The sequence below is a fragment of the Niabella beijingensis genome (assembly GCF_020034665.1).
Lineage (GTDB): Bacteria > Bacteroidota > Bacteroidia > Chitinophagales > Chitinophagaceae > Niabella > Niabella beijingensis.
The window spans coordinates 279,969-301,056 of the sequence record NZ_JAIQDI010000001.1 but is presented as its reverse complement, the minus strand read 5'-3'; the positions used below and the strand labels follow the sequence as shown (position 1 = coordinate 301,056).

The 21,088-nt window shown below is 51.4% G+C and carries 13 protein-coding genes; 12 read left to right on the top strand and 1 reads right to left on the bottom strand.

Annotated features, from left to right (window positions below; all coding sequences use genetic code 11):
- The first annotated feature begins 43 nt into the window (after positions 1-43).
- The 12 genes from K7B07_RS01175 (at position 44) to K7B07_RS01120 (ending at position 19,556) form a co-directional block, all read left to right on the top strand.
- A complete protein-coding gene (locus K7B07_RS01175; protein ID WP_223706700.1) occupies positions 44-3,220 on the top strand; it encodes a SusC/RagA family TonB-linked outer membrane protein in 3,177 nt (1,058 codons plus the stop codon).
- 17 nt (positions 3,221-3,237) lie between these two features.
- On the top strand, positions 3,238-4,977 hold the full coding sequence (locus K7B07_RS01170) for a RagB/SusD family nutrient uptake outer membrane protein (protein WP_223706698.1): 1,740 nt from the start codon (positions 3,238-3,240) through the stop codon (positions 4,975-4,977).
- 30 nt (positions 4,978-5,007) lie between these two features.
- A complete protein-coding gene (locus K7B07_RS01165) occupies positions 5,008-6,852 on the top strand; it encodes a sodium:solute symporter family transporter (RefSeq protein WP_223706696.1) in 1,845 nt (614 codons plus the stop codon).
- Positions 6,853-6,889: 37 nt separating this feature from the next.
- Positions 6,890-7,702, top strand: a complete 813-nt coding sequence (locus K7B07_RS01160) for a glutamine amidotransferase (RefSeq protein ID WP_223706694.1) — start codon at positions 6,890-6,892, stop codon at positions 7,700-7,702.
- Positions 7,699-8,934 (top strand): hypothetical protein, encoded by a 1,236-nt coding sequence (locus K7B07_RS01155; RefSeq protein ID WP_223706692.1) that lies wholly within the window; start codon positions 7,699-7,701, stop codon positions 8,932-8,934. The genes K7B07_RS01160 and K7B07_RS01155 overlap by 4 nt, the downstream gene beginning before the upstream one ends.
- 3 nt (positions 8,935-8,937) lie before the next feature.
- Entirely contained in the window at positions 8,938-11,088 is a 2,151-nt protein-coding gene (locus K7B07_RS01150; RefSeq protein WP_223706691.1) for a hypothetical protein, read from the top strand.
- Between the two features lie 2 nt (positions 11,089-11,090).
- Positions 11,091-12,272 carry a glycoside hydrolase family 172 protein gene (locus tag K7B07_RS01145; protein WP_223706690.1) on the top strand — a complete coding sequence of 394 codons (1,182 nt, stop codon included), beginning with the start codon at positions 11,091-11,093 and terminating at the stop codon, positions 12,270-12,272.
- A 123-nt stretch (positions 12,273-12,395) separates the two neighbouring features.
- Positions 12,396-13,559: a glycoside hydrolase family 172 protein gene (locus K7B07_RS01140; protein WP_223706688.1), complete on the top strand. Its 1,164-nt coding sequence runs from the start codon at positions 12,396-12,398 to the stop codon at positions 13,557-13,559.
- A 55-nt stretch (positions 13,560-13,614) separates the two neighbouring features.
- Positions 13,615-14,907 (top strand): histidinol dehydrogenase, encoded by a 1,293-nt coding sequence (hisD, locus tag K7B07_RS01135; RefSeq protein WP_223706686.1) that lies wholly within the window; start codon positions 13,615-13,617, stop codon positions 14,905-14,907.
- The gene (locus K7B07_RS01130; RefSeq protein WP_223706683.1) at positions 14,904-15,887 is read left to right on the top strand and encodes a glycoside hydrolase family protein; all 984 of its coding nucleotides are present in this window, start codon (positions 14,904-14,906) and stop codon (positions 15,885-15,887) included. Before hisD ends, K7B07_RS01130 begins: the two co-directional genes overlap by 4 nt.
- Positions 15,888-15,891: 4 nt before the next feature.
- Positions 15,892-18,156: a DUF2961 domain-containing protein gene (locus K7B07_RS01125; RefSeq protein ID WP_223706681.1), complete on the top strand. Its 2,265-nt coding sequence runs from the start codon at positions 15,892-15,894 to the stop codon at positions 18,154-18,156.
- Positions 18,153-19,556: a sialate O-acetylesterase gene (locus K7B07_RS01120; protein ID WP_223706679.1), complete on the top strand. Its 1,404-nt coding sequence runs from the start codon at positions 18,153-18,155 to the stop codon at positions 19,554-19,556. The genes K7B07_RS01125 and K7B07_RS01120 overlap by 4 nt, the downstream gene beginning before the upstream one ends.
- An 18-nt stretch (positions 19,557-19,574) precedes the next feature.
- On the opposite strand, the gene K7B07_RS01115 is transcribed toward K7B07_RS01120, so the two are convergent.
- Complete coding sequence (locus tag K7B07_RS01115; protein ID WP_223706677.1) at positions 19,575-20,924, bottom strand: alpha-L-fucosidase; 1,350 nt, start codon at positions 20,922-20,924, stop codon at positions 19,575-19,577.
- Between the last annotated feature and the right edge of the window lie 164 nt (positions 20,925-21,088).

Genomic DNA, 21,088 nt, shown 5'->3' with positions numbered 1-21,088 from the left:
CTGGTGCAAGAACAAGTAATTATTGAATAAAAAATAAATGCTCATGCAATGCAATGTCAAACGAATCACTTTCCGGTACAGGATGTTGTTCCTCTGTGCGGGGCTGGTCGCATTTTTTAATGTTGCAGGCCAGGAAAATGCTGTTTCCCTGAAGGGAACGGTTACGAATGAAAAAGATGGGCCGCTGTCCGGGGCAACGGTTGCATCAAAGAACAGTAAGCGGACGGTTGCCACCGGAGCGGACGGCAGTTTTTCCATTGAAGTGCCGGATGGACCGGATTCACTGGTGGTCTCTTATCTCGGGTACAAAACACAGGTGCTGCCTGCGACGGTCGAAGCGGTCCGGCTCATCCGCCTGGCCGCCGATGCGGAAAGCCAGCAGTTGAATGATGTAGTGGTAGTGGGGTTCGGCACACAGAAAAAGATCAATCTTACGGGAGCTGTGGCGCAGATCAGCGGAAAGGAACTCCAGAACCGTCCCATCGCCAACCTGGGCCAGGCCTTGCAGGGGAAGGTTGCCAATCTGAATGTTACCACCACGGGTGATCCCGGCGGTCCGGGTACAAATGCGTCCTTCAATATCCGCGGCAATACCTCGCTGTCGGGCGGCGGCCCCCTCTTTGTAGTGGATGGTATTCCGGTAGCGGATATCAATGATATCAATGCGCAGGATATAGAATCCGTTTCTGTATTGAAAGATGCAGCCTCCTCTGCGATCTACGGGGCGCGGGCTCCTTACGGAGTAATACTCGTTACCACGAAACGGGGTAAAAAAGGAGAGAAGGTCAATGTGGGGATTAATTCCATGGTGGCGCAGAGCACCTATACCCGGTTGCCCAAACTGGCCAATTCCCTGCAATTTGCCTATGCATTGAATGATGCTTCCGTCAACAGCGGACAGGGCATTTTGTTCTCCGATGAGATCATTAAAAAGATACAGGACAATATCAATCATCCCGGCTCCTGGCCGGTAAGCACGCCGGATCCCGCCAATCCCAACCGGTATACCTACGCGTCGCCGCTGAATACCGACAATGTGGACTGGTACCGCGAATATTTCAAGCCCTGGTCGTTAAGTCATAAGCACGACATCAACATCAGCGGGGGAGCTGATAATACGACCTACTATCTTGGTGTGGGGTATTATGACCAGGGCGGGCAGCTGCGCTATGCGGATGAAAAGTTTAAACGATACAATGTAACCGGCAATATCCGGACAGAACCTACAAAATGGTTAAGACTGGGATTGATCACAAGATTTTCCAGGCGTTATACGGATCTGCCGCATCCTTATGCCAATCAATTGGGCAACTGGATCCATATGGCTTCCACACGCTGGCCCAACTGGGCCCTGCGCAATCCCGACGGGCATTTCAGCACCGCATCCAATGTGGAGTTCCTGACCAGCGGAGGCAGGGATACCCGCTATCTTAATGATCTTTCGTTAACAGGTTCCATCGAAGCAGAACCGGTGAAGAACTGGAAGATCAACCTGGACTATTCGTATAATAACCAGGCGATCCAATACCAGGAACACAGTGCCTATGTGTATTCCTGGAATGTGGATGGTACCATGTATAATATCGGACCTTCCGTGAATTCCGTGGCAGAAGGAGGAGTGGCGAATAATTACAATACGCTCAACCTGTACTCTTCCTGGTTTAAGAATTTCGGGGCACATCATTTTAAGATCCTTGCCGGTACCCAGATCGAAACCTTCCGGGGATTTGATGCCAGTGGCAGCCGCTCTGATCTGATCACGGATAAGATCCCTTCGATCAGAACAGCAACCGGCATACAGAATGTATATGATCTGCTGGGACAATACGCAACGGTAGGTACCTTCGGAAGGCTCAATTATGATTACCGGGAAACCTACATGATCGAACTGAACGGACGTTATGACGGCTCATCACGATTCAGCGAAGGCCATCGTTTCGGATTTTTCCCTTCTGTTTCAGCAGGGTATAATCTGGCCCGTGAAAAATACTGGGCCGGTCTTAAAGAGGTGATCAATGAATTCAAAATCCGCGCAGGCTATGGTTCGCTGGGCAACCAGAATGTGCCCAACTATCAATACCTAGCCATCATTCCCATTGGTACCAACCTGGGGTATATTTTAAACGGCGAACGCCCGGGCTTTATCAATCCTCCCGGGCTGGTAAGCCCGGATCTTACCTGGGAAACCTCCCGTACACTGGATGCAGGGCTGGACGCGGCATTTCTTAAGAACCGGCTTACATTGAGTTTCAGCATTTATACGCGTACTACTTTAAATATGCTGGGCCCGGCATCGGTATTGCCGGCAACCTTAGGCGCTGCAGTTCCTTATCAGAACAATGCCGACATGCGGACGCGGGGATTTGACCTGACCCTTGGATGGAAGGACCGGATTGGCGAGGACTTTGCGTACAATATCGGAGTGTTGTTGTCGGATTATAAATCCCGTATCGTCAACTACTATAATCCCAATAAACTGTTGTCCAATTATTATCCCGGTGCCATCGTGGGCGATATCTGGGGATATGAAACTGCCGGTATCCTTCAAACCGACCAGGACCTGGCGGGAATGCCCGACCAGTCCTACCTGTTTGGCCAGTGGAATAAAGGCGACATCCTGTATAAGGATCTGAACGGGGATGGTAAAATTGATATCGGGGAGAATACACTGGATAAACACGGCGATCTGAAAGTGATCGGTAACAATACACCGCGTTATAGTTACAGTGTGAACCTGGGCGCAGACTGGAAACATTTTGATCTGTCGATATTTCTGCAGGGAGTGGGCAAAAGAGACCTCTGGCTGGGCGGGTCTCCCGGTAATAATTCCGGAAGTCTTTTCTGGGGCTTTGTTCCCAATTTCGGCAACAATATTTACCAGACCACACTGGATTACTGGACACCCGAACGCACCGGTGCTTACTGGCCCCGGCCTTATACATCCTCCGAAGCGGCCAAGAACCACCAGGTACAAACCCGGTACCTGCAAAACGGAGCTTATCTGCGCGTAAAAAATATACAGCTGGGATATGATTTTTCAAACCTGCTTCGGCTTGGGGGAAGGGGACGGGTTCGTTTGTATTTCAGCGGGGAGAATATTCTTACGTTTTCGCACATTAACAAAAATTACGACCCTGAAGTAGTGGACGGGGGATGGGGAACCGGAAAGATCTATCCGTTGCTGAAGACCTATTCACTGGGAGCGAATATTAATTTTTAATCTTAAAAACAGGAATCATGAATCTGCATAAAATTTTTTATTACGGGTTTGTTGCCGGAATGCTGCTCACTTCCTGCAGTAAAATACTGGACAAGCCGCCGCTGGATCAGATCCCGGACACAGAGCTGAGCTTTACAGCCACAGAAATGAAATTGTATTCCAACCAGTTTTATACATCATTCCCGGGATGGTTTCCCAATGCCTATACCGGTGGCATCTTCTGGCTGGATAATGCTTCCGATAATCTTGTACATGGCAATTATAATTACAGTGCCCAGTTATCCGGCACCGGAACCATTCCGCCTTCGGGCGGCGGCTGGGACTGGGGGAATATCCGGGCGGTGAATTATTTTCTGGCCAATTATCAGAAGTCGACGGACGACCCGGCGCAAACCAATACCTATGTGGGAGAAATGTATTTCTGGCGGGCGTGGTTTTATTTTAATATGCTGAAACAGTTTGGCGATCTGCCCTGGTACAATCAACCGCTGACCACAGCTGATATGGCAGCCCTGCAGGCGCCGAGGTTGAAACGGAATATCATTGCAGATTCGATCCTGAACGACCTGGATAAAGCCGTACAGCTGCTGGCTGCTCCGGGAAAGGCAGAGCCACTGCGTATCAACCGCGGTGCGGCATTGGCTTTTCAATCGCGTGTGGCTCTGTATGAAGGGGCCTGGGAAAAATACCACAGGGGCACTGATTTTGGTGTAAGTGATGCCGATTACAATAAGTATTTCAGGAAAGCCGCAACTACTGCCCTGGCCCTGATGGATGCGGGATATTACAGCATTACCTCCATTGCTGATGATCCGCAATTTGGCTACTGGCGCCTGTTCAACCAGAAGGATCTTTCCAATAATACCGAGATCATTCTATGGAAAAAATTTGATAAGGCACTTGGTCTTACCCATTTCGGACAGAATATGATGGCCTATGGCGGCGGCAATACCGGATTGTCGAAACCTTTGGTAGATGCGTACCTGTGTACGGATGGCAGGCCCATATCCATAAGCACCCGGTACCAGGGCGATAATACCATCGAGCAACAGGTGACCCAACGGGACCCCCGGCTGGTGCAAACAATACTGATGCGCGGTTATCCCCGGATCATCGCCAATGGCGATACAACGGGGCGGTTTATACTACCGGATATCAACCTGCTGGGCGACGGACGCTGTACCACCGGCTTTGAGATCTTTAAAGGGATCGCTCCGGATGATGCGGACGGTACCGGAAGTGTTACCGCCAGTATCGTGTTCCGGTATGCCGAGGTATTACTGAATTATGCGGAAGCCAAAGTGGAGCTGGGCGAAGGCAGTCAGGAGGTACTGGATAGAACCATCAATGTATTGAGGGATCGCGTACAGCTTCCGCACTTAACAACAGGTGTGGGCTTTACGGATCCGAAATGGGAATTCACGGAGATCACACCCTTGCTGAATGAAGTGCGCCGCGAGCGCAGGGTGGAGCTGGCGTTGGAAGGCTACCGCTTTGATGACCTGATGCGCTGGAGTGCGGCCCACCTGATCAAACGTCCTCTGTATGGTGCAAAATACCAGCAGTTTGCAGGCAAGCCGTTTGATCCGCCTTTAAACAATATTCCTGTTTCTGCGGACGGGTATATATTCCCGTTAAAGAACACACCGGCAGTGAACGGATGGCAGTTCAATCCCAACCGGGATTACCTGCTGCCTTTGCCTTCCAATGAACTGGTGCTGAATAAAAATCTCCAGCAAAACCCGGGCTGGCAATAGTGTATCTTTCCTGTAATAAAGTATATTAAAATGAGGATTTGGAATCATCTGGACATTTGGATCGTTATCGGGTACCTGCTGATAATGCTGGGGATCGGCTTCTGGCACCGGCGCTTTGCCAATAAGAGCATGGATAATTTTTTCCTGGGCGGACGAAAGATACCGGGATGGCTGAATGGTGTTTCCTATACGGCTGCACTGGTAAGCCCGGATGCCGCCACCGGCTATGGTGGTCTCGCAGTGGCCACGGGCGGTTTTATCTGCTGGTGGTATTTAAGCCGCTTCGGACTGGCATTATTTCTTGGAGGAGTGTTGTTCGCTTTTTTCTGGCGGAGGCTGAACCTGTTCACCTCGCTTGAATTTTATGACCTGCGCTTCCCGAAAGGAGCGGCCGGTGTGATGCGGTTGTGGATCGCCCTGCGTACCTCGCTCATTGCCATGCCCGCCTGGACCGGCATTACACTGCTGGCGGCCTATAAAATAATGGGCCCGGCTTTTGACCTTACCAAATTTGAAACGCTCTGCCTGGTGGTGCCGGTTTCATTGCTCTTTGTTTTTTCATCGGGATACAAGGGCGTGGTAATCTCCAACTTTATACAGATGCTGATCTTTTTTGCCGGAACGCTATTGCTGTTGTTCCTCACACTGCAACATTTTGGCGGTGCCGCTGCTATGGTGCAGGCTATTGAACAGGCATTCGGTCCGCAGAGCAAAGAGATACTTGGCAGTATTCCGCCGGAAAAGCAGGAAGTGTTTCCGCTTGCCGCAGCCTTTGGCTGGCTCATAGGGCAAAGCATCGGCTATGGCGGTGATGCGGCCCCGATGGGCGGCGCTATGGAAGGACAGCGCATCCTTTCCACACGTACTCCATCCGAAGCACTGACGATGTATGTGGTGGCGGCCATCTCTATGTTTGTGTTGTTACTGCTGGTGACCTTGCCCAGCATCAGCGCAGCCGTATTGTGGCCGGAGTTACGACAAACAGGGGCAGACCGGGAACTGGTATACGGCCGGCTGATGAAGATGCTGCTGCCACCCGGCGCCATGGGACTAATGGTGGCAGCGATGCTGGCAGCGACGATGTCTACCGTGGGGGATAACCTCAACTTCGGCAGCCAGATCATGGTCAGTGATATCTACCGCCGCTGGTTTGTGCGCAACCGTTCAGAAAAGCATTACCTGTTCATCGGTAAGATTTCCATGCTGGTCATACTTGCTGTTTCCATCGCTGTTGTTTACAACGTACTCATCATTACCGATGTGGCCATTTTTATGTTGTCCTTAAGTGCGGCCGAACTGCCGGCCAACTGGGCACAGTGGTGGTGGTGGCGGTTTAACGGTCCGGCAAGGATTGCAGCATCCTTTGGAGGAGCGGCGATATTTTGTATCGTGGTACTGGGTCCAAAATTGCTGATCTACCTCGGCGTGGCAGGTGCCGAAAACCTGGTGATCGCCTGGTACTGGCAAACCCTGCTGGTAATGGGACTGACCACATTGCTCTGGATCGTGGTGGCCCTGCTTACCAGGCCCGACCCTCAACCTTTATTACAGGATTTTTACAAACGTGCCCGTCCGCTGGGATTCTGGAAGCCATTCCGGGACGTGTCTCAACCCCGCGTGTACCGGCCGTTGCGGCCCATTCTTAAGGGGATCTTTATAGCCGTTATTGGAACGGCATCTGTTTCCTTGCTGATACTCGGCCTGACCCATGCCTGGTTTGCGCGGTATGGTACCAGTCTGCTTACGCTGCTGGCAGCCGTCCTGCTTTTTATCCTCTTTCGGAAAATGGCGTCCCGCTATCTTACTGAACTGGAAATAAGCACAGGTGATCGTATAACAGAAGAGCCGGCTGTCCGGCATGCAAAACAATCTTAATCATCAATACGGAATTCATAAAACACATATAAAAGTTATGAGAGCAAAACAAGTAGTACGAACAAAAGAAGAACATGTACTGTACCTGGGCGACTGGGTATTCCATGTAGGGCCAACGTTTATTGAAACACCATTTGGCACAGAGACAAAAGACGCGGATCTGCATTTTTACGGAGAACGTCTTACGGAAGCGCTGGAGCAGCAGGCTGATGTTACTCCCTTATCCAACTGGGAACTGTACCGGTTGGAGCCGGGTAAGCTGGAAGAATACCTGAAGGAATCTGAGGCCCTCATCATCAGCGATGTGGAAGCCAAATGTTTTCACCTGTATCCGAGCTTTTTTGACCGGGCACGCCGGGAGAAAAAGATTGTAACCTTTCCGGACCGTATAGAGGTGATTAAAGAATGGATCCACGGTGGTGGCGGCATGATGATGCTGGGCGGATGGCTGTCATTCAGCGGGGTGCAAAGCCGGTCGGGCTGGGGCCGGAGTGTATTACAGGAAGCGCTTCCCGTAAACTGCCTGCTGATCGAGGACCTGGTGGAATCATCCGCAGGATTCACAGCGGAAGTAGTGAAGCCGGATCATCCCATTGTAAAAGGGCTGGCATGGGACAGCTTCCCGCCGATCTTCGGCTATAATGAGGTGACGGTTAAGAACGAAGAAGAGGTGATCGTACGTGTAAAAGAGACCGGTCATCCGCTGGTAGTAGCGGGTGAATATGGCCAGGGCCGTGTGTTCACTTACATGTCGGACCCTGCGCCGCATTGGGGTATCAATTTTGAGTTGTGGGAAAGCTACAATGATTTCTGGCTGCAGGCCTACAACTGGATAAAAAAAGAACTATGAGTCAGTCTGAACTATGTGCGGCAACCGCAGTAACCGATATTACACCACCGCTGGAAGTAGGATTGCTTACTTCATCCGTAAAGGCGGAATATGCTCCCTTTGAATCCATACGCACACCATTGAAAGCACGGGTGCTGGTGTTACAATCCGGAAAAGAAAAAGTGGCGGTGGTGTCACTGGATCTACTGTCCCTTACCGATACATCGGTAGGCGGATGGGATCATTTTAAAGCAGCAATGGCCGGTGCCGTCCCGGCAGCAAATATTGTGATCTGCTGTACACATACACACAGCGCCCCGGAATCCGGCGCACTGACGGGGCTTTACCAGACACCGGCGTTTATTGATTGGTTAAAGAAAATGCAGCAGGATATCCGGACGGCTATCAATACGGCAGCAGAACAGCTTCAGCCCTGTACTTTGTCGGTTGCAACCGCCTCACTCGAGGGCTATTCGCTGCAGCGGCGGATCAAACTGCCGGAAGGTATGGTGATCTCTGATTCGTTACAACCGGTGTCGGAAGAATTGATGAACGGCGTGCCGGTGGACCGGAGGGTGAAGACCGTCCGGCTGATGGGTAACAACCGGCAACCCGTTGCAACGGTGGTGCAGGCGGTCTGCCATCCGGTACACGAGATGTGCATTCCGCGCGTGTCGGCAGATTTTCCGGGTGAACTGTGTACGGCACTGGAACAATCCGGTAAAAACGGAACGGCATTGTTCCTGAACGGTGCTGCCGGCAATATCAATCCTCCCACGGTATCCATGGGCGCGGCTTATTCAGAAGCACACGGAACAGCAATGGCTGACCTGGTAGAAGCAACGGAGCCACTGCTGTTGGGGGATACAGCGTTTTCTTTCCGGCGGATTTCGATCCCTTTTGCAGTTCGCAGCGGATCCGGTATCAGTAACCCGCTGGATGCTGTGGCACGGATCAGCCTGGTGCATTTTAAATCCCTGGCCATACTGTTCCTGCCGGGTGAGGTCTTTGTGGAAACGGCATTGAAGATCGAACAGGCATCACCGTTTGAATATACTGTAATAGCCGGTTTTTCTGAGAACAATATCGGATATATGCCAACGCCGCAGGCATTTGAAGAAGGCGGCTACGAGACTGGTCCGGGAAAATGGTCCTTTCTTGAGAAAGGCGCCAGCGATCGTATAAGCGAGGCAGCGATCGACCTGCTGCACCAGCAATTTGATAAAATGAATGCGCACCTGATTAAATCTTAAAATATGTTTTGGCGAACTAAAATCACAGGAGTTTTTCTGGTATTGTGTATGACCATTGCAGCACAGGCCCAGTCATTCAAAAAGACCATCTCCTTTTACGGGGGTGAAAAAAATGATCTGTACCTGCTGCTGAAAGAGCAGGGGTATGCAATAAAACGTTATAACAGCCCGGAAGCCGCCATCCGTTCGGCGCCTGCAGGAAGCGGCGTGTTGATCACAGCAGCTCATTACCCGGAAATGGATGCGAAGAACCGGGTGAGTGAGATGCTGTTGGGGTTGGCTGCTTCCCGCAAACTGCGGTTGTATGTGGAATATCCTTCGGCTTATCCCGGACTGGAACTCCCTGTCAAGCCGCTTGAAACCCATCTGGAGCGGGGCGTGGTAACCACGGATCTGTTTGGCACCCGGCTGCCGCGGATGGCGCTGCTGGGCATTCATAACTGCCATGTATTACCGGTGGAGGCAACGGACCCGCTGCTGGTACTGGCCAAAGTAGTGGGCGTGGATAAAGCCGAACTGGGCCTCGACAGTACCAAAACCTATCCGTTATTATTCCGGAAGAATGACGTACTTATCGGCACCACGGCATTGAGCAATTTTAAAACAGGCCGTTATGGTCCGGTACAGCCGGTTAAAACGGTGTTGTCTTATATCCTCGCCCAGCTCACCGGAAACACAGCAGTAACCATTAATAACTGGCCGGAAGATGTACGGCCGATGTATGGGCGGAACGCACCCCTGCCGCAGGACGCGCTGCGTACCAGTGTGCAGAAAGGTGTGGAATGGTTTTCAAACGGCCGGTTCTATGTGCATCCCAGCTGGAAGGCTGACTGGATGAAATACGGTGGTGTGGACGGACTGAAGCCGGTAGGACCGCCGGTAGCACAGAACAAGCCTAACGGCGACGGATCACTGGGGATCATTGAAGGGCATACCTCCACGATCTATTACGACGGAAGTCAGCAATACCGTTACTGGATGCGCGCCGATGTACAGGGAGAAGCCAGTATGGCACTGGCGGCAGCGGGTGACCTGCTGAACAATACAGCGTATAAAACAAAAGCAACGAATATCATCGATTTTCTTTTTAAAACCTCCAACCTGAGGGCAGGCCCAAAGAATGACCCGGGCAGTCCGGCGTACGGATTGATCGGCTGGGCAACCACCAATGCCGGCACCTTCTACGGAGATGATAATTCCCGCGCCATCCTCGGAGCGCTGGGCGCAGCGGCCTATCTGAAAACGGATCAGTGGGATAAGGAGCTGGCAGAAGCCATCATGGCCAATTTCCGGACAACCGGCCGGCAGGGGTTCCGGGGTGAACGGCTGGAAGAAGCGGACATCATAAAAAATGGATGGCCTTATTATTACAACCGCGACCTGGAGCATCCCTCACCGCATTTTGAATCCTGGATGTGGGCGCTTTACCTGTGGCTGTATGATAAAACGCATTATACACCGCTGCTGGAGCGGACAAAAGAAGCCCTGGCGATCACCATGAAAGATTATCCGGATAAATGGAAATGGGGGAGCAGCCTGCAGACCCAGCGTGCCCGGCTGATCCTGCCCCTGGCCTGGCTGGTACGCGTGGAGGATACACCAGAGCACCGCCGCTGGCTGGATGAGATGATCCGCGAGATGCTCAAATACCAGGATGAAAGCGGCGCCATCCGGGAAGAGCTCGGAAAAGGAAAAGGCATGTTCCGGGAACTGAAATCAAACAATGATTACGGTTCAGATGAAGGCTCACTGATCTCGCAGAACGGGCAAAAGATATCCTGTATGCTGTACACCAACAATTTTGCGGTGTTCAGTCTGCATGAGGCGGCATTGGCCACCGGTAACGCGGAATATATGAAGGCCGTAAAAAAACTGTCTGATTTCCTCACCCGCATCCAGGTGCAGAGCAATAAACATAAGGACCTGGATGGTGCCTGGTTCCGGGCTTTCGACTATGGCAAGTGGGAATACTGGGCCTCCAACTCCGATGCAGGCTGGGGCGCCTGGTGCACGCTTACGGGCTGGATCCAGAGCTGGATCGTGACCACACAGGCCGAGATACTCCGGCAGCAAAGCTTCTGGGATGTGACAAAGAACTCGGGTATGCGTACTACCGGTAACAATATTATCGATTACATGATGAAAAAACCTTAACGATGAGAACAGGAATATTAATAGTTGCGGCAGTATTGCTTGCCCGCATGGTTTGCGGGCAGACCACTACAAGCAGTGACCTGGCCGCGCTTTCGATGATGCAGGATGGCGTGACTTCCAAACGTGTGAGCAGTCATGATACGGCGGGTGCCGGTAATGATTTTATAAGGATTGCAGACAAGGAAACAAGGACCATCTTTGATGTGAAGGGCGCCGGTATGATCAATCATATCTGGATCACCATGGCACCGGGACCCGAAGCATTAAGCCGCAATGATGTGATCCTGAAAATGTACTGGGACGGGAATGCGGCACCATCCGTTATTGCACCTATCGGTCCGTTTTTCGGTCAGGGGTGGAATGAGTCCTACACTTATACTTCCCTGCCGTTGTCGGCCAGTCCGGTGAACGGGAAAGGCATGGTCTGTTATTTCTCGATGCCCTTTGCAAAAGGCGCGCGCATTGAAATTGAGAACCAGGCCGGAAAGGAGATCAGTCATTTTTATTATTATGTCGATTATGTGGCGCTGGACCAGTTGCCGGCAAAGGCCGGGCGCTTTCATGCCTGGTACAATAAGCAGCTTACCGAAACCTCAAAGACCGAAGGCGAAAACGAATGGGCCATTTTTGGAAAACCGGGTAACAATACCACCGGAGAAGCCAATTACCTCATCGCGGATATCAAAGGCAAGGGGCATTTTGTAGGCGTGAATTATTATGTGCATTCGCCCACACCGATGTGGTATGGCGAGGGCAATGACCGGATCGAGATCGATGGGGCAAAGGGCACGGTGCTTAAAGGTACCGGTACGGAAGATTACTTCAATACCGCCTGGTGCCCGAAATCCATTTATGAGCATCCGTATTATGGTTATGCAAGGGTGAACAACGACATCGGTTGGCTGGGAAGGACGCATTTGTACCGGTTCAATATTACAGATCCTTTTTTCTTTAACACTTCATTCCGGTTCAGCATTGAGCACGGACATAACAATGTACTGACGCTGGATCTGGCCAGTGTGGCCTATTGGTACCAGCCGGAGGCCCATGCAGTGCCGGCCATTCCTTCAAAAGAGGCCCGGCAGCCCATGCCGATGATCGATATCGGCGACATCCACCGCTGGCGGAATGAGTGGCGGAAGAGCAAAGGAAACGATCCGAAGCTTTGGGGTAACGAGCGATGATGCCCCGGGCTATCCGGATCTGCTTTACACCGTGACGGAGGAGCGCATACGCGGTGTTGCACGCGTTCCGCCGGTCACTTGTAACAATCGTCATTGCTTTGATTGAATCAAAAAACAGGAACCATGAAAAAAAATCTCATACTGTTATTGCTGCTGGCTGGTTCACTGCAAGTGACAGCCCAGGACCTGATGGGCCTGACTGAAATAAAACAGGGCGTGAAATCGAAGCGGGTCAGCAGTTACGACCAGACAGGGGATAATAACGATAACCTGAGAGCTATAAAGCCCGGGGAAAAACGTACGATCTTTAATGTGAAAGGCACGGGCATCATCAATCATATCTGGATGACCCTTTCACCGGAGCCGAATGTGCTCAGTCGCAATGACGTGATCCTCCGGATGTACTGGGATGATAATAGCTATCCCTCTGTGGAGTCGCCCATCGGGCCTTTTTTCGGACAGGGATGGAACGAATCCTACCTTTTTACTTCGGCGGCGCTGGCAGCCACGCCCACCAATGGAAATGGGTTGGTCAGTTATTTTGCCATGCCTTTTGAAAAAGCGGCCCGGATCGAAATTGAAAATCAGACGGACAGAACTATAAATGCATTGTATTTTTACATCGATTATGCGGAAATGAAGACGCTGCCCCCACATACGGGGCGGTTTCATGCGTGGTATAATAAGCAGCTGACGATGCCTGCGGACAGCGTGGAAAATGAACACTGGATGTTTGGCGGCAACCCGCCCAATAAAGACGGTAAGGCCAACTATGTAATTGCGGATATTAAGGGGAAGGGGCACTTTGTAGGCGTGAATTATTATGTGCATTCGCCCACGCCCTACTGGTATGGTGAAGGAGATGATATGTTGTTTATCGATGGGGATACCTTACCAACCATGAACGGTACCGGAACCGAGGATTATTTTAATACATCCTGGGGGGCACCGAAACAACCGTATGGATCGCCTTATTTCGGCTATGCAAAGGTGAATGAGGATATCGGCTTCCTGGGCCGCACCCACATCTACCGGTTCCATATTGCCGATCCGGTTTATTTCGACCGCTCGCTGCGGTTTACCATCGAGCACGGAAGCAATAATGTGTTAACGCTCGATCTGGCCAGTGTGGCTTACTGGTACCAGGACAAGGCAGACCGCACACCTCCGATACCGGATGCTGCGGCGCGTAAGCCCATGCCGCTGATCGGACCGTCGGAGATCCATCGCTGGCGCAATGAATGGCGGAAGAGCAAGGGCAATGATACCCGCCTCTGGGGTAAATAAGCAATGGCCCGTAACAAAATGATCAGTAAAAAAAATCAAAAAAGAAAAATAATTTATGGCACGTTTTATCAAACAGGGAAGAGCGGTAACCGAACTGCAGCAGGAGCACTCGAAAGTAAAAGAGGTGGTGGAGGAAATGATCCGCGCTATTGAATCCGGCGGAGATGAAGCCGTGCGTTCCTATGCAGCAGGCCTTGATCAATGGACACCCGAATCCTTCCGTCTTTCAGCAGAACAGATACAGGCGATCATAGAGCGCACACCACAACAGGTAAAGGACGATATTCTTTTTGCACAGCAGCAGATCCGTTTTTTTGCTGAACAACAGCGAAAGGCCCTGCTGGACCTGGAAGTAGAGACCCTGCCGGGTGTGTTCCTGGGGCATAAGAACATCCCGGTGAACAGTGTGGGCTGTTATATTCCCGGGGGGCGCTATCCCATGGTGGCCTCCGCGCACATGAGCGTGCTTACGGCCAAAGTAGCAGGCGTAAAAAGAGTGATCGCCTGCACACCACCAATACAAGGAAAGATACCGGAAGCCACCGTTTGTGCCATGCACTTTGCAGGAGCCGATGCCATCTATATACTGGGAGGTGTGCAGGCACTTTGTGCTATGGCGATCGGTACGGATTCCATCCCTGCGGTGGATATGATCGTGGGCCCCGGAAATGCTTATGTGGCGGAAGCCAAACGGCAACTCTTTGGACGGGTGGGCATTGACCTGCTAGCGGGGCCTACAGAAGTACTGGTGATTGCGGATGAAACGGCGGATGCAGAGATGGTGGCCTGCGACCTGCTGGGGCAGGCAGAGCATGGTCCCACCTCACCGGCAGCACTCATCACAACTTCTGAAAAGCTGGCACGGGAAACAATGGATGAAATAGAGCGCCAGCTGAAAACCTTGTCTACGGCGGATCTTGCAGGAGCCGCCTGGCGGGATTACGGTTCGGTGCTGTTGGTAGATGATCTTGCGGAGGCGGTGGCCGAAGCCGATAAACTGGCGTATGAGCACGTGGAAGTGCTTACGGCCGATCCTTCTTATTTTCTGGAACACATGACCAATTACGGGGCCTTGTTCCTCGGTCCGGAAACGAATGTGGCCTTCGGCGATAAGGTCATCGGCACCAATCATACCCTGCCTACGATGAAAGCGGCACGGTATACCGGCGGATTGTGGGTAGGCAAGTTTTTAAAAACCTGTTCCTATCAGCGTTGTACGCCGGAGGCCGGCGCGATGATCGGTGCGTATGCAGAACGGCTTTGCGCTATCGAAGGCTTTGCCGGACATAAGGCGCAGGCGACACTTCGTGTGAAACGGTATGGTAAAAAACAGGAAGCTGAACAATGAATAGCAAATTTTTAAAACCAGTCAGTAACACGTTAAAGATCGTGTTGCTCTCGCTTGTTATAAGAAGCAATATGGTTGTTGCACAACCGGTCCGCTACGAGGTGCCACAGATCAACGGATCCTTTGTGCATCTGTTTGATCCCAATAATGATCCCGCCCGCGGCGACAGCTCCTGGTACACCAATGATCATTGCTTTGTAAAAGCGGCAGACGGCTCCTGGCATGCCTTTGGTATCATTCACCATTTGCCCGTGGCACCCTGGAAAGAAACCCGTTTGTTTCATATTACATCACGTAAGTTATTACAGCCACACTGGGAGGACAAGGGCTATGCAATGTCGGCGGAACCCGGTGTGGAGCGGGTATTGTGGGCACCGCATGTTTTTACGGAAAAAGATCGTTATTATCTGTTCTATAACACGGGCAACATGCAGGAAAATGCACCCAATTATGCTTCATGGGGGCAACTGCGCCTGGCCACCAGTGCGGATCTGTATCGCTGGGAACGACATGCATTGAACCCCTTATTCAGTGATGCAGGTCATGCCAGGGATTCCTATATTATGAAATATAAAGGAACTTATTACTATTATTACACACGTACCTACAGTGAGACCGATCTCCGTTCCGTAGTGGCCGTGCGTACGGGACCGGATCTCTACCACTGGAGCGGTCCGCAGATCGTACATACACAGCCTTTCCGGGTAGACTGGGGCGGGGATGCAGAGAGTCCTTTTGTGGTAGAAAAGGACGGACTGTTCTATCTGTTCATCTGCCGGGCAATGACGGAGTACAACCGTACCGATGTGTACTGGTCAAAAGACCCGCTCTATTTTCCAACGGAACAGTTGGTCTGCACGCTGCCGGTACATGCTGCGGAAGTGATCTATGATAAAAAAGAAGGCTGGTTTATTTCCAATACCGGCTGGGATAAAAAAGGGCTTTACCTGGCCCCGTTAAAATGGGTATCAAAACCGTAATAACATGAATGTTTCGACCTTAAAACGAGGATGGTTCCTTTTGCTGCTGCCGTTTTTTGCAACGGCGCAATACCGGCAGGGGGCTGCATTGCCCGCACAGCCCTCCGGTTATGATGCTTACCGTATGTGGAGCAGTCTGCCACAGCAGCGGATCGGTGTAAGGGCCTATATGCGCAGCACCTATGATCGTGGTGGCGGTGGTTATGATGCTTCCAATTTTCTTTTTATGAAAAAAGAAGATGAGAACGTAACGCTGGATGTAAAGGGGAATGGCACGTTATGGTTCTTCCGGGCCAATCACTGGCACGGCAGTCCCTGGCATTTTGTAGTGGACGGAACCGATAACGTCGTTAAGGAAACGGCAACAGCTGATCCGGTGGATGCCGTTAAAAAATATAAAACAACTGCTTATATCCCCGCAAAAGCGCTCCCTGAGCCGTTTGCATGGACCTGGGGCACTACCAAGGGGGCTAATCTTTCCTGGATACCGATGCGGTTCAATGATTCGTTACAGATCGCTTATTCAAGAACGTTTTATGGTACGGGATATTATATCTACCATCTTTATGCGGATAATGGGTTGCTGGCGGGCAGGACCAACCCCTGGAACCTGCAACAGGTGCCGCCTGCGGATGTGATGACTTTTGTAAACCGCGCAGGCACGGATATCGCCCCGGCAGATATCCGGAAAATAAAGGGAACCATACAGCGTGATCAGGAGCATGCCGTTCTGGCTACACTGCGCTCCGGACCTGCTACGCTCCGGGCGCTGAAGCTGACGTTGCCGCTGGATCAGGCGGAACAACTGGAGCGGGTACGGCTGAAACTGACCTGGGACGGGGCCGCGGAGCCTTCCGTTGATGCACCGCTTTGTCTGTTCTTCGGAGCAGGTACCTTTTTCAACCGAGAGAAAAAAGAATACCTGGTGAAAGGATTGCCGATCAATATAAGATACGATTACGCAAAAGGGATCGTAGAACTGGCCTGCTATTATCCCATGCCGTTCTTCCGCTCGGCACGGATCGAACTGACGGGTATCCCTTCCGGTGCGGGAGCGATAGGCTATGAACTGCGTTATGAAAAAAAGATAGCCGGAACACCGGAGCTCAGCAGTTATTTTCATGCTACCTACCGCGACTTCCCAAAACCGGAACTGGGACAGGATATGGTGTGGCTGGATACAAAGGGGCTGGAAGGGCAGCAGGACTGGTCGGGAAGTTTCCTGGGTAACTCGTTTATTTTTTCACACAATGCCAATCTCAATACACTCGAAGGTGATCCGCGTTTCTTTTTTGATGACAGTCAGACGCCACAGGCCTATGGTACGGGTACGGAGGAGTGGGCCGGCGGCGGCGATTACTGGGGCGGAGAGAACATGACACTGCCATTGGCAGGGCATCCCTGCGGTGCCATTGAAAAGAAAAAAGCGGTAAATGAAAAGGACCTGACCCAGTCGGCATACCGCTTTCTCTGGGCGGACCTAATGCCTTTTGGAAAGCGGGCCGTGATCCGCTTTGAGCACAATGAGAACGTTTCCCAGGAACATTATGAATCGGTTTGCTACTGGTACGGATTGCCGGCGGCCTCCCTGGTGGAGACGGATCAGCTGGACATCGGCAATGAGCCCGATGAACAACGGCACAACTATCATTCACCACAGGCTTCTGCGGTAGAAACGATTGAGTCGCGGTACGAATGGGGACCGGATGCCTATCCCGCGCATGCCTGGGGTTACGATCTTCCCAACCTGCCGGGATATAAAGAATACATCGGGAAAGAGATCTATCCTGCACAAAAGGAAGACGGGCGCACTACAACGGGTACTACCGAATTTAATATCCGCCTGCGGAAGGACAACCAGGGTGCATTGCTGCGGCGTATACTGGATTACGGCTATCCCAATCAAACGGCTGAAGTATATATCGCCGTACCCACCGGTAAAAAAACAATTGCAGCAACCAGCTGGAAAAAGGTGGGCATATGGTACCTGGCGGGCTCCAATGTATCAATGACCTCGCGGCCCAAGGATGAACTGGGTAAAAGGGTGTACGAGGTACGCACGTCCAACCGGCGCCTGCGTGATGATGAGTTCCTGATCCCGGCCTCACTTACAAAGAACCGTACCACCCTGCGCGTGCGGATCAAAAATGTTCCCGATGAACAGGAGCTGTATCCGGGGCATCCTTTCCCTCTGAAGAGCAAATGGAGCGAACTGCGTTACCATGTTTTCAGTTATATCATTCCTTCATTCAATATTCCCGGAAAATGAACCTGAAAAAGTTATTGTTGATGCTGCCGGCGATCGCAGGAGTGATACAGGCAAAGGCCGATATCCGTCTGCCGGACATCATTGGAAGCAATATGGTACTGCAACAGCAAAGCAGGGTAAAACTATGGGGATGGGCCGATCCTTATGAGAAGATCACGGTGAAGGGATCCTGGGATGATAAAGTATATGAGACCACGGGTACGCGCGATGCGAAATGGGAAATTGAATTACAGACACCCGCCGCGGGCGGACCGTATACCATTTCCTTACAGGGAAAAAATACCCTGCTGCTGGAAAATGTGCTGATCGGTGAAGTATGGCTTTGCGCCGGGCAGAGCAATATGGAAATGAGCGGTAGCTGGGGATTACAGGACATTCAGAAAGAATTGCCGCAGGCACACCGGCAGGAGCTGCGTTTTTTTCACATACCTAAAACAACCGCAGCTTTTCCGCAGGAGCAGGTAAGGGGGCAATGGGTGGTCTGCGACAGCAATACACTGAAGACCTTCAGCGCGGTGGCTTATTTTTTTGGAAAGCATCTCCGGCAAAAACTGGGTGGCCCGGTGGGCTTGATTGAAGCGGCCTGGGGCGGTACGGCTGCGGAAGTATGGACACCGGACCGTATTGTAAATAGCAGCCCCGTACTAAAAAAAGCGGCGACCCTGATACAGCCCAGCGGCATGTGCCCATTTATACCGGGCAGCGCTTACAACGGGATGATCGCTCCCATTGTTTCGTATACCATTGCAGGGGTTACCTGGTACCAGGGCGAGAATAATACGGATGCGGCTGCTACCTACCGTCCGCTGTTTACGGCGATGATCGATGCCTGGCGCCTTGCCTGGAAGCAGCCATTGCCGTTTTATTATGTACAAGTGGCGCCTTTCCGCTATAAGAAAATAAATGCGGGCGCCCTGCTTCGGGAAGCGCAATGGCAATGCCGCGTTATTCCGCACACGGGTATGGTGGCCACCAATGATATTACCGGCAATGTAAACGATGTGCATCCGCAGAACAAACACGATGTGGGGCTGCGGCTGGCCAACTGGGCACTGGCGGATCATTACGGCCGTACCGGCATCGCCTATAAGAGCCCGGAATATAAAAGCATGTCGGTAAAAGGGGCAAAGGCATTTATAAAAATATCGGGTGCGGAAGCAGGGTTGAAATTAAAAGGAGATACCCTTGCGGAAATACAGATCGCCGGTGCAGATAAGGTCTTTTATCCTGCGCAAGCTGTTATACAGGGCGATACCATCGTGGTTTGGAATACGAAGGTAAAAAAGCCAATGGCCGTCCGGTATTGTTTTACCGATACGGCCATTGGAAATGTATTCAGCAGTGCCGGGCTTCCATTATTGCCCTTCCGTACCGATCGGTGGGCATTCCCGGGATTTTAAGAACAGCGCTGCCGGGTATTATTTTAAAAACAACTCGATCACCGGGATCTCGTAAGGTGGCTTTTGTTTGGGGAGTTCCAGTACAATATCTCCATTCTCCGTTTTGTAAAGGACCTCTGATGCATCATGTAAGAACTGTGCATATTGGATCTTGTCTGCATAGCCCGGTAATACCAGTTTTCCGTAATTGGAGGGATAGGTGAACAGGTGCAGGTACAATCGTTTTGTTTCAGGATTATAGGTCTGTTTGATGTCCAGCCCTTCGGGCAGCTTGTAGGTATCCGGCGGATAGGTACAGTTATAAATAGACCTGTTGTTGGCATGCATCCAGTAGGCGATACTGTCCAGTGCATTATTGGCGCGGTAGTCAAACTCACCACGGGCGGTAGGCCCTACATTCAGGATCAGGTTGCCGCCGTTGGCAGCCGAAGTGATCAGCAGGTCCAGCAATTGCCGGTGCGATTTCCAGGTATTTTCATCCCGGTAGTATCCCCAGGAGCCGGAAAAGGTCTGGCAGGTTTCCCAGTACTTGCCTTTGTATTTCAGCAGTTCGGAAGGCTTTACCTGTTCGGGTGTTTCGAAGTCATAGCCATCTGTATAATCATTAAGGTCAAGACGGTTATCTACAATAATGCCGGGCTGTAATTTCCGGATCAGCTTTAATAATTCAATGGATCCCCAGTCGTCATGCCCCTTTCCGTTCTTGCCGGGGTAGGAGAAGTCGAGCCACATGATATCGATCTTGCCATAATTGGTCAGCAGTTCCTTGATCTGGTTCTGCATGTACTGGCGGTAGCGGCTCATGTCCTTGCCTTTGTTCAGCGCGGCATAATCGGCTTCTGTAGCATCACTGCCCAGCCGCTGCGGATGTACATGGTCGAGGGTAAAGTCAGGGTGGTGCCAGTCGATCAGCGAATAATAGAAGCCGATCTTGATGCCTTCGGCGCGGAAGGCGTCCACAAATTCTTTTACCAGGTCGCGTTTGGCTTGTGTATTGGTGGCCTTGTAATCGGTGTATTTGGAATCAAACAAACAAAAGCCTTCATGGTGTTTGGTGGTGAGCACGGCATATTTCATACCTGCGGCTTTTGCTTCCTTTGCCCATTTCTTCGGATCGAATTCATCCGGGTTAAAATGGTCAAAGTATTTCTGATAGTTTTCGGTGGTGATCTGTTCCCGTTGTTTTACCCACTCGTGCCGGGCTGCCTGTGCGTACAGGCCCCAGTGGATGAACATGCCGAAACGGGCATCGGTCCACCATTGCATCCGTTTTGCTTTTTGGTCCGGGGTTTCATTCGATAATTGTTTGGGCTGTGCATGGAGCAGCGAAGCGGTAAGCAGCGTAATCGCCAGTAGCATTTTTTTCATTGTAATTGCAAATTTGAAGTTGAACAGTCGTTGATCGTAAATATACAAACAAATCAACTCCTTGTTCCTTCAGAAGGGCTTTTTACGATGAAATGGGTAAGATATTTTACTTAATGGATAAGATATTAAACTGCTGCTTTTGTATGGACCTGCCCGCCAGCATG

Coding starts and splice junctions, on each gene's coding strand:
- K7B07_RS01175 (WP_223706700.1), top strand. CDS start 44: ATGCAATGCAATGTCAAACGAATCACTTTCCGGTACAGGATGTTGTTC.
- K7B07_RS01170 (WP_223706698.1), top strand. CDS start 3,238: ATGAATCTGCATAAAATTTTTTATTACGGGTTTGTTGCCGGAATGCTG.
- K7B07_RS01165 (WP_223706696.1), top strand. CDS start 5,008: ATGAGGATTTGGAATCATCTGGACATTTGGATCGTTATCGGGTACCTG.
- K7B07_RS01160 (WP_223706694.1), top strand. CDS start 6,890: ATGAGAGCAAAACAAGTAGTACGAACAAAAGAAGAACATGTACTGTAC.
- K7B07_RS01155 (WP_223706692.1), top strand. CDS start 7,699: ATGAGTCAGTCTGAACTATGTGCGGCAACCGCAGTAACCGATATTACA.
- K7B07_RS01150 (WP_223706691.1), top strand. CDS start 8,938: ATGTTTTGGCGAACTAAAATCACAGGAGTTTTTCTGGTATTGTGTATG.
- K7B07_RS01145 (WP_223706690.1), top strand. CDS start 11,091: ATGAGAACAGGAATATTAATAGTTGCGGCAGTATTGCTTGCCCGCATG.
- K7B07_RS01140 (WP_223706688.1), top strand. CDS start 12,396: ATGAAAAAAAATCTCATACTGTTATTGCTGCTGGCTGGTTCACTGCAA.
- hisD (WP_223706686.1), top strand. CDS start 13,615: ATGGCACGTTTTATCAAACAGGGAAGAGCGGTAACCGAACTGCAGCAG.
- K7B07_RS01130 (WP_223706683.1), top strand. CDS start 14,904: ATGAATAGCAAATTTTTAAAACCAGTCAGTAACACGTTAAAGATCGTG.
- K7B07_RS01125 (WP_223706681.1), top strand. CDS start 15,892: ATGAATGTTTCGACCTTAAAACGAGGATGGTTCCTTTTGCTGCTGCCG.
- K7B07_RS01120 (WP_223706679.1), top strand. CDS start 18,153: ATGAACCTGAAAAAGTTATTGTTGATGCTGCCGGCGATCGCAGGAGTG.
- K7B07_RS01115 (WP_223706677.1), bottom strand. CDS start 20,924: ATGAAAAAAATGCTACTGGCGATTACGCTGCTTACCGCTTCGCTGCTC.